The organism is Clostridium sp. CAG:43 (assembly GCF_000434655.1).
Taxonomy (GTDB): Bacteria; Bacillota; Clostridia; order Lachnospirales; family Lachnospiraceae; genus Otoolea; species Otoolea fessa.
Map to the genome: position 1 here is coordinate 785 of NZ_FR895050.1, position 9,996 is coordinate 10,780.

A 9,996-nucleotide genomic window follows, 5' to 3' on the forward strand; every position below is an offset into this window, starting at 1 on the left:
AAGATATCCATGCTCAGTTCTACTTCAAATGACTCGATGATACTGCAGGGAAGTGTCACAAAGATGACCAGATCCGCAATGACCCTTTTTCCCTCATCCGTGATAATTCCCTTCTTCTTTAAGAATGCACCCAGAATCATCAGGGAAAATAACATTCCCTGCATCCGGTACAAACCATCTAAATTCAAAGCATTTCCTCCGTTTCACACTCTCTCATCACTCAATGATGATTCCCGCATCCGTCTTACTTCCCGGTGCACTGCTTCCATTCGGGGAACCGCTGCCGGAAGGTTTTTCTCTGCCATTCTCCGTCTCGCCGGTGCCAGAATTTCCGCCCGGAAATGCCGACGAAGAACCGCCAGACTCTGCCTCACTGCTCTCCCGCGCATTTTCCTTTGATGCATGCGTACCGTCCGGACGGCTTTCCTGCTCAGAAACGTCATTCTCCTGTGTTTCCGAAGCATTACCGGTCTCTTTCTCGGACTCGTCGCTGCCGCTCCCGGCTTCCTGGCTTTCGTCCGCGCCGCTCTCCTGCGTCGGATCCAGGATGGAAATTGTCGTCGCCTCGGTCGTCTTCGGCAATGCCTTCGTTTCTGCCTGTTTCGTGCCATGAACGCCTGTATCTGATACAATTTTCTGACTGATCGTCCGGACCGTCTCAGTCGGCGTGTATTCCTCATCGCCAAACAGGAAATGATGCAGCTCGATGACATTGCTCTCCAGCGTCTGCGGGATGACGCAGGCGCCCTTGCGTCCCATCTTCTTTTCCCTCAGCTCCGACGGGAAACCGGTCGTCTCGGTCAGATGGTAACGCGTAATATTTCGTCCTATCTTCAACAGATCATTGATCTCGATGCTGGTCGCCACCTGTGGAAATACCGTCTGCACAATATTGTTGATCGTCGCCCAATCTGCTTTTTTCATCTTCTCAAACGCGAGGGAAATAACCTTTCTCTGCCGTTCGGTACGGGCATAGTCCGTATCCATCAGACGGAGACGCCCATATGCAACCGCCTGCACACCGTCCAGATGGTTCATGCCCGCTGATTTAAGCTGGGTCGAAGCGACGCCGGTCGCCTTGACCGTCTCAGAAATGAACGCATTGATATAATAAAACTCTGATTTCGTGATCTCCACGTCAATGCCGCCCAGAATGTTGATCGCATCTGCAACGGCTTTCCAGTTAAAGGTCGCATAATCGTCAATATCGATATCCAGGTTCCTATTGAGCGCCTTGACAACCTGCTCCGGTCCGCCCTGCATATAAGCGGCGTTGATTTTGTTGTAGGTATTCTTGTCGCTGATATTTAAATATGAATCCCGGTACACCGAAACCAGACGTATCTCACCGGTTCCCTGATCGATGTTGCAGAGAATATTAACATCCGAGTTATTGCCCTTTCCGACCGATGAGTTACGGCTATCCACGCCGAAAACCGCGATCGTCCAATAACCGCTCATCTGCTCCTGCTTCTCCTCCGAAATCTCGACGTTTTTGATCTCATCCGGGTTCCACGGAAGCCGCTGCATCAGATCCAGACGGCTGCTGATATACGAATATCCCGCAAAGCAGAGAATTCCGATCAGCACTGCAATCTCCAGAAGAATAAACCATATCTTCCGCTTCTTTTTCCGGCGCGCTTTCAATTTAACCGGGTCGGCGTAAATATCCGACCGGTTCATGGTCCGGGTTTTCTCCTGATTCCGGCTCTCCCGGCTGCTGCCAGGCTGCGTCTGTCCCCTCTTTGCCGCTTTCTGACCACTTCGGCTTCTATCTCCGCTCCGGTGGGATCCGTCCTCCCGGCGTTCCGTAAATGAATCCGTGATCAGTGTCAGACCATCGTCTTCCATCTCCGACGGTTTTGCCCGTCGGCTCCGGCGGTGTCCTGACCTATCTCTTTCTTCTTCATATCCCATGTGGTTTTCCTCATCAATACGCGTTTTTATTTATAAAGCCCTTAAAAACCGTCAAAAACATGATTTTAAAATCAAATCCCAGCGTCCAGTTCTCGATGTAATACAGATCATGCTCAATCCGCTTCGTGATCGAGGTATCGCCCCGGTAACCATTGACCTGTGCCCATCCGGTCATTCCCGGACGCACCTGGTGTTTGATCATATAACGCGGAATCTCTTCCTTGAATTTTTCAACGAAAAACGGGCGTTCCGGGCGCGGTCCAACCAGGCTCATATCGCCCTTCAGAACATTAAACAGCTGCGGAAGCTCGTCAATGCTCGTCTTCCGGATAAATCTTCCAATCGGAGTCACACGCGGGTCTCCCGGCGTCGTCCACTGGCTTTTCTCCTTTGCCGCCGACTGTACCGCCATCGAGCGGAACTTATACATCTTAAACGGCTTATTGTGAAGTCCCACCCGCTCCTGACAGAAAATGACCGGTCCCGGCGAAGTCGCCTTTATAAGAATCGCCGTCACCAGCATCACCGGTGAAAACAGGATGAGCGCCATCATGCCGCCGACCAGATCCATCGTCCGCTTCATCGTTGCGTTGAGCAGATTCGTGAGCGGCACATGGCGAATGTGGATCACCGGAAGTCCCTGCAGATCCTCCATAAACGGACGGGTCGGGATAAAGTTATAATAATCCGGGATAAATTTCGTATGCACACCCGATTTTTCACAGCCTGCCACGATTTTTTCCAGTTTTCCATACTCCTGGATGCTCAGGGTGATCGCGATCTCATCCAGCGTATTGAGCGCCAGAATCGTATCCAGATCGTCAATTTTGCCGATCACGCGCACTCCCTTATATTCTTTGCCCCACTCCTCATGGTCATCCAGAATACCGCGAATTTTATAGCCCCACTCCGGGTTGACATTCACACGGTCAATAAATCCTTCCGCTGCCCGGCTGTAACCGACCAGAAGCAGATGCTTCTGGTTATATCCCTTCGACCGCATCGACCGGAGCGCTATCCGCAGGATATTCCGCATCAGAATCTCAGCAAAGAGATTGATGCCAAAAAACAAAAATACCATCGGACGGGAGAAGTTGTGGAAATACTCATTTTTACCGCCCAGGTAAAGCATCAGTGAGATCACCAAAAGACCGATGATGTTCGCCTTGAAAATATTGGCTAACTCCACCCGTCTTCCCTGAACCCGTTTGGGCGTGTAAAGATGAAAAAATGCGTATAAAATCAAATAAAACGGTACAATAAGAACGCCAGCCGCCAGATAGACGACTGCCATTGCGCTCTTATTATGCCCTGTTACATTAAACCACGGCGTTCCATTGACGATAAACCACGCAAGTGCGTAGGCGCATGCGATGACACATGCGTCCAGCACTACGTGGAAATGGTTCAGCCGTTTCTGGTTATCTTTTATCATAGTATATCACCTGAATTCGGATTAAGCTCCCGGACCTGCTGGACCGCCGGGGCCTGCTACATCGCTGTTTCCGGAATCCCCCGGTTCCTGAATCTCTGTGACCGGACTTTTCACACCGGAATTATCCGACGCACCCGGAGAAGTCTTTTCACTGGATGCCGATGTCTCTGCCGCCGTTGTGGTTGTAGATCCCGGTTTTGCAATGGAAGACTTCGTCTCCGATGTGCTGCCTGGTCCGGATAAAGAATCATCCGCCTCGGTTGTCCTATCCGTATGATTGTTCTTGCCGGGAGTCGTCGTTGTTCCTGGTCCCTTACCGCTGTTGCTCTTCGACTCTTCTTCCTCCCAGTCAATCCAGTCTTCATCCGGATCAAAGATCTCGTCCAATCCGATCGAGCTCTCGCTCTCACCCTTCTTGGTCTCATCTCCGCTCTCGTCATCCGACTCGTCCGAAGCACTCGTCGATGACTTCTTAGCGGATGCTTCCGCCGCTGCCTTTGCGGCAATCCGGCTCGCCCGTTTCTTGATAAACGTCTGGGCGCTGACACCCTGATCGACCGGAACATGACCGATCAGCTTCGCATTCGTCGTAAGACCTGTTACCTGCGCGATATGGTTGCTATACTCCTTGACATTGGACGGAACCTGATAATCTTCCTCATCAAACAGGAACTTATGAAGCTCTTTTACGTTGTACTCCAGTGTCTGCGGGATAACGCAGTCGCCGATCTTTCCAACATCCTGCTCGCCTCTGGCTGCCGGGAATCCGGCGGTCTCACCGATATGGAACTTCGCGATATTGCGTGCCAGCGGAATCAAATCCGTAATATCAACATTGGTTGCAAGCTGCGGCATGATCGTCTGAATCAGACAGTTGAGTGTCGCCCAGTCTGCATTTTTTGCCTTATCAAAGGCTTTCTGAAGAATAATTCTCTGACGCTCGGTACGCGCATAGTCCGTATCTGAATAACGGATACGTCCGTATGCAACTGCCTGGATACCATCCAGATGTACATTGCCCGCATGGGTCAGCTGATGAGAACCGATACCTGTCTCCTTTACTGTCTCCGTGATGAAGGCATTGATCCAGGAGAACTCTGCATCACTCAGCTCGACATCTACACCGCCCAGAATGTTGATAGCATCCGCAACCGCTTTCCAGTTGAACGTCGCATACTGGGTAATGTTAAGACCCAGGTTCTTATTCAGCGCCTTAACTGCCTGCTCCGGACCGCCCTGTGCGTAAGCGGCGTTGATCTTATTATAAGAGTTTTTATCGTTGATATTCAGATAACTGTCCCGGAATACCGATACAAGGCGGATCTCACCCGTCTCCAGATTGATATTGGCAATCATGTTGACATCCGCGTTCGTACCTTTTCCGACATTCATCTGCCCGTGCTGACTTCGCGAATCGACACCGAAGCACGCTACGGTCATGTAGCCCTTCATATCATCGATCTGTTCCTGGGACAGGTTGACGTTCTTAACCTGGTCCTCATTGAAATCAATCTTCTGCATAGAACCGAAGGTTCTGTGATACATATACCAGAATGCACCGCCCAGAATCATCAATATAATCACGACAATCTCCGCCGCAATGATCATATGCTTTCTGTGGCGCGCCGATTTACGGTAATGGCTGCCGCGGCGTCCCGAACTCTTTTTTCCACTTCCAGCGCTCTTAGGACCGCTGTAGCCGGAACGTACTGAACTGCTGCCCGCCTCACCTTTTCTCTGGCTATTTTCGACTGTACTGCTGACTCTTCTGCGGCTGGTGCCGGAAGCAGAACTGCTGCGCGAAGAATGCCCTGCCTGACTGGCACGGCTGCTTCTGCCCTCGCGGCGCGCCCTCATGCGCTCCAGCTCATCATCCTCATAATTCATAAGCTACCTCATCTTTCACTTGCTTGCTGCCGCTCAGACATTGTCTGATAAGCAGCCTTTCTCCGTGCTGCATCCGCTAAACCATGACCGTTCACACATCGCGCAAACTCTAAGTTACTGTCCACGCATACGTGCCCAGTAACAACTCTAACCTTTTCCTCACGATTTATCAGATGCTGCTTTTTTCTCGATCTGTCTCACAGCAAATTCATAGACATAGAGAAATGTCCCGGCTAAAAGTTCCAGCTCTATCGCCAGATAATTTTTAAGCCGTTCCGGGCGGTACGCCACTTTTTTACACTTCTTTGCCGTCCGTATGCCTTCTTTCAGACCTTCCAGATAATCTTTTCCAAACCCGAGTTTCCTGAAAAATGAATATTTCACGAAAATCCCCGCTGCGATCGGAATCGCATTTATGATAAGCTGTAAGCACGGCATATTTTTATAATTCAGATACACATTGTTGCGTGCCGCCAGCTTAACCTTGAATGAATTGTACTTGGAACCGCTGGTTCCGCTTCCGACGTGCCATACCAGCGCCGCCGGGCAGTATATATTGTCATACCCCGCAATCCGGGCTCTATATCCCACATCAATATCTTCCAGATAGGCAAAATGCATCTCATCGAAATAGCCTATCTCCTCAAATACCTCTCTCCTGTAGATCGCTGCGCCCGCGCACGCCGAGAATACCCGGCTTGAACGGCGGTAATGCGTAAGATCCCGTCCCACGCCGCGCTGGTACGCCCAGCCAAGCAGGGAATACATATCGCCTGCATCATCCAGCCTGTCCGGATGGTACATCTGGATCATCCGGCTGCTGACGGAAAAGATGCGCTCCGACTGACCGATCGCACGCACCATCTCCGCCACGAAATACTCGTCCACCCGGACGTCATTATTTAAAAGCAGCACATACGGTGTGTCTGCCGCCTTAATTCCGACGTTGACTGCGCCGGAAAATCCCGTGTTTTCCGGCAGGAAAATCGTATCGATCTGATGTTCCTTCAGCCACTCCACGCTTCCGTCCGTCGAACCGTTGTCCACCACCAGCGTCCGAAAATTCGGATACGTCTGTGCATTCAGTGAACGGATGCATTCGTCCATAAACTTCAACCCATTATAATTGGGAATAATAATTGTCGTTGTAATCTCCATCCCGGGTTATACCTCCAGATGATACGGTTCTCCGATTTTCTCTTTTTTCAGATCCCTGAGGGCGAAATTGGACTTCCGCAGCGTCAGGTTCGGATTGTAATAAGGATCTCCATTTTTAAGGATCTCCGGCCAGCGCTCCGAGAAAATCTTGATCTCCCTGTTAAAACGTGCCACCTTCTCCGGCGTATCCTCCAGTCCTCTTGACTTCGACTCATAATGATACAGCAATGCGTACGGATTGTAAACCACTAAATGATTTGATGCCCGCACTTTCATGCAATAATCGATATCGTTAAATGCGACCGCCAGCTTCTCCGTAAAGCCGCCGACCTCATCAAAGAGCGCTTTCTTTGTCATCAGGCACGCCGCCGTCACAGCGCTGTAATCCTGTGTACTCATCGCACGGTGGAAATAGCTGTTTTCCGCCTTATGAAGCCCGATAAACGTATGCCCTGCGATGCCGCCGAAACCAATCACGACGCCCGCATGCTGGATCGTATCATCCTGATAGAGCAGTCTCGCGCCAACTGCGCCGACGTCCTCCCGCTGGCACAGTCCCAGCATCTCCTCGATGAAATTCTCCGCAATCAGCTCGGTATCATTATTTAAAAACAGCAGATATTCGCCCTTTGCGAAGGTCACGCCGAAGTTGTTGATCGCCGAATAGTTAAACTCGCGCTCCCAGGTTACCACATAGACATTGGAAAATTCCTTCTGAATCTTTTCATAGTATTCAAAGGTTTCCCTCTCCGTGCTGTTGTTCTCTACAATGATAAACTCAACATTGCGGTACGTTGCCCGCGTCTCAATCGCCCGCAGGCATAGATCCAGATCCGTATGGTGATCCTTATTCGGAATGATGATCGATACCAGCGGTTCCCCCTGAATTTTATATACAGAGTGATAAATGCCGTAGTCCACACCTTTTTCCACGCGCTCCGCCTCGATACCGACGCGTTTATAATGATCCGTGATCGCGCGCGCACCCGCATCAAATGCGTACAGCTTGCTCTCCGGGTTGCTCGCTGTCGAATCCTTGTGGCAGCGCCAGTGATACAGCACCTTCGGGATATGGCGGATCTCCTTCGCCTTCTCCGTACAACGGAAAATGAAGTCATAATCCTGCGCTCCGTCGTATTCCTGACGGAAGCCGCCCACCTGCGCTGCCAAATCGTGGCTGACTACAAACAGATGGCAGATATAGTTGACGCTGCGGAGCAGATCGATATTGAAATCCGGCTTAAAATGCGGATCAAACAAAGCGCCGCCGTCCATATCCAGCTTATCCTCATCCGAATAGAAGCAGTCGCATCCCGGATGTTCCTGTAACAGTTTCGCACACTCATAGAGAGCATTCGGTGTCAGCTTATCGTCATGGTCTGCCAGCACGATATAATCGCCGGTCGCCATATCCATTGCTGCATTCGTATTGCCGGAAATGCCCTTATTTTCGCCTAAAATTACGTATTTAAAGCGGCTGTCCTTCTTCGCATACTGCTCCAGCACCCGCTCGCAACTTTGTCCTGCCGGACTGCCGTCCGCCACGCAGACCTCCCAGTTTGCGTATGTCTGTTCCGCGATCGAATCCAGCATTTCCCGCAGGAATCGCTCCGGTGTCTTAAATGCCGGAATCACGATCGAGAATTTAACCGGCGCGTCAAACACCTTTTTCCTCTGCTCCTCCAGCTCCTCCGCCGTCGGCTTCGTCAGTGAATACCACTCGCCGTAATCGTAGTCATTGTCAATTCCCTGCAGTTTGTGCTTGGATTTTACCAGCAGGGCTTTCAGACCGTTTTCCTTCCAGAAATCCAGACAGACCCGCACAGTCTCCATGTTCATCAAATCGCGGATCTTCTGCATCCGCTTGTGCGCCACACTGCTGCGCTTGCGGATCAGTTCTTCATTATATTTAATGCGGATTTTGCGTCCCTCGCCTTTTGCGATCAGATAATAATCTTTTCCGCGCTCATACGGGAACTGGATATCAAATCCAAGCTCTTTTTCTACCGTTCGCCCAAAATAAATCTGGCTGACGTCGTCGCGGCGGGTCGCCACATACTGAAACCGGATCGGCTGATGTGCCCCATCTTCAACCTGATAGGTGATCTCCGTTTCCGGCGTCTTTCCGATCGCCCAGCCATTGAGCTGAATCGAATTTTCACGAATCCGAACTACATCGACATTACATTTCATGCTGTTTGCCCCCAACTTTTTTCACCGGTGTATCAAAATTCAGCCGCTCTTCCTCCACTACCAGCGGACGCTTCATGACTCTCGAATTGATCGATAAAATATACTCCCCCACCAGACCGATGAAAAAGATCTGAACCGACCCTAAAAAACACATTCCAATCAGAACCGGCGCCATACCAGCCGGAAAATCATACCAGTGAAGCAGTTTCATCACCAGATATACAATCGCCACGATCATACTGATCGCCGCGCAGATACTTCCAAAGATCGTCGCCAGGCGCAGACCGACCTTCGTATAGGAGGTCACACTGAGCATCGCGGCATCGTAGAGCCGGTAAAAATTGTTGTGTGTCTTGCCTGCGCGGCGCTGCGGCTGGATATATGGAATCTCCTTGCGCTTATAACCAAGCTCCGCCACGATTCCGCGCAGAAACGGCGTCGGATCGTCAAGCTCCCGCAGAATCTCAATAAAATCGCGGTCATACAGACCCGAACCGGTAAAATGCTCAATCTGCTCGACATCGGAGAGTTTCTTTATCATCTTGTAATAGCAGCTCCTCAGCGCATACATGATCGGGTTTTCCTTGCTTCCCGTCTTGATGCCGATGACAATCTTGTAGCCATTTTCCCACTCATGGACATATTTCGGGATCATATCGACCGGATCCTGAAAATCTGCCACCATGCTGATCACACAGTCGCCGGTACACTGTAACATTCCATAATACGGGGAATTGAACTGTCCAAAGTTTTTGACATTAAAAATTGCCTTGATCCGTGGATTCTCGCTGCAGATCTTCCGAAGAATCGGGCGCGTCTGGTCCGTCGAATCATTGTCGATAAAGACAAGCTCATAGTCATATTCCGGCAGATCGCGCTCCAACGTCTCCACAACCGCCTCGCTGATCGGACCTACATTCTCTTCCTCGTTGTAGCAGGGAATTAATATACTGATTTTTTTCATACTTTTCTGATTCCTATTAATTTGCTTTTTGTTTGAACTCTTCTATTTCGTTCCACCAAATTTCGAACACAAAAAAAAGAGAAAGCCGCTTCGGCTATACTGCCTTTATTTTAAACGTCTTTCTCTCTTTTGACAACCTACAATTTTCTTAACGATTTTTGGCTGCTTCGCTATTTACTTGGCATAAACTGATAAAATATGTCCAAATATTTACCATTCTCTCCCGTCACTCTGCACAGAGGGCAGAAAAATCATTTCTGAAAAGCCAGAATTCTCTTCATTCCTTCTTCAAAATATACCTGTGGCTTCCAGCCAACCACCCGCTCCATCTTGCGGATATCCGGGATCAGATTGACGATTCCCTCTGCATTCGGCGGGCGGACGCCAAATTCCATGCTGCCCTGCCTGCCGCATAGCTCATAGACCGTCTCGACAAACCCGC

The 9,996-nt window shown here is 50.2% G+C and carries 6 protein-coding genes and 2 pseudogenes; all 8 read right to left on the reverse strand.

Annotation, left to right across the window (positions count from 1 at the left end; all coding sequences use genetic code 11):
• Positions 1-188, reverse strand: a pseudogene (locus QVO97_RS04210) (AEC family transporter); the annotation flags it as partial.
• A 28-nt stretch (positions 189-216) separates the two neighbouring features.
• Positions 217-1,917 carry an LCP family protein gene (locus QVO97_RS04215; protein WP_022359146.1) on the reverse strand — a complete coding sequence of 567 codons (1,701 nt, stop codon included), beginning with the start codon at positions 1,915-1,917 and terminating at the stop codon, positions 217-219.
• A 13-nt stretch (positions 1,918-1,930) separates the two neighbouring features.
• The gene (locus tag QVO97_RS04220) at positions 1,931-3,352 is read right to left on the reverse strand and encodes an undecaprenyl-phosphate glucose phosphotransferase (RefSeq protein ID WP_022359147.1); all 1,422 of its coding nucleotides are present in this window, start codon (positions 3,350-3,352) and stop codon (positions 1,931-1,933) included.
• A 21-nt stretch (positions 3,353-3,373) separates the two neighbouring features.
• A complete protein-coding gene (locus QVO97_RS04225) occupies positions 3,374-5,239 on the reverse strand; it encodes an LCP family protein (RefSeq protein WP_022359148.1) in 1,866 nt (621 codons plus the stop codon).
• 159 nt (positions 5,240-5,398) lie between these two features.
• Complete coding sequence (locus tag QVO97_RS04230; protein ID WP_022359149.1) at positions 5,399-6,397, reverse strand: glycosyltransferase family 2 protein; 999 nt, start codon at positions 6,395-6,397, stop codon at positions 5,399-5,401.
• A gap of 6 nt (positions 6,398-6,403) precedes the next feature.
• Positions 6,404-8,590, reverse strand: a complete 2,187-nt coding sequence (locus QVO97_RS04235; RefSeq protein ID WP_022359150.1) for a glycosyltransferase family 2 protein — start codon at positions 8,588-8,590, stop codon at positions 6,404-6,406.
• Positions 8,580-9,554, reverse strand: coding sequence for a glycosyltransferase family 2 protein (locus tag QVO97_RS04240; protein WP_022359151.1), 975 nt, complete (start codon positions 9,552-9,554; stop codon positions 8,580-8,582). Before QVO97_RS04240 ends, QVO97_RS04235 begins: the two co-directional genes overlap by 11 nt.
• A gap of 251 nt (positions 9,555-9,805) precedes the next feature.
• Positions 9,806-9,996, reverse strand: a pseudogene (locus QVO97_RS04245) (NAD(P)-dependent oxidoreductase); the annotation flags it as partial.

Bases quoted from the DNA above. Each gene is read 5' to 3' on its own strand.
- QVO97_RS04215 (WP_022359146.1), bottom strand. From the start codon at position 1,917: ATGGGATATGAAGAAGAAAGAGATAGGTCAGGACACCGCCGGAGCCGA.
- QVO97_RS04220 (WP_022359147.1), bottom strand. From the start codon at position 3,352: ATGATAAAAGATAACCAGAAACGGCTGAACCATTTCCACGTAGTGCTG.
- QVO97_RS04225 (WP_022359148.1), bottom strand. From the start codon at position 5,239: ATGAATTATGAGGATGATGAGCTGGAGCGCATGAGGGCGCGCCGCGAG.
- QVO97_RS04230 (WP_022359149.1), bottom strand. From the start codon at position 6,397: ATGGAGATTACAACGACAATTATTATTCCCAATTATAATGGGTTGAAG.
- QVO97_RS04235 (WP_022359150.1), bottom strand. From the start codon at position 8,590: ATGAAATGTAATGTCGATGTAGTTCGGATTCGTGAAAATTCGATTCAG.
- QVO97_RS04240 (WP_022359151.1), bottom strand. From the start codon at position 9,554: ATGAAAAAAATCAGTATATTAATTCCCTGCTACAACGAGGAAGAGAAT.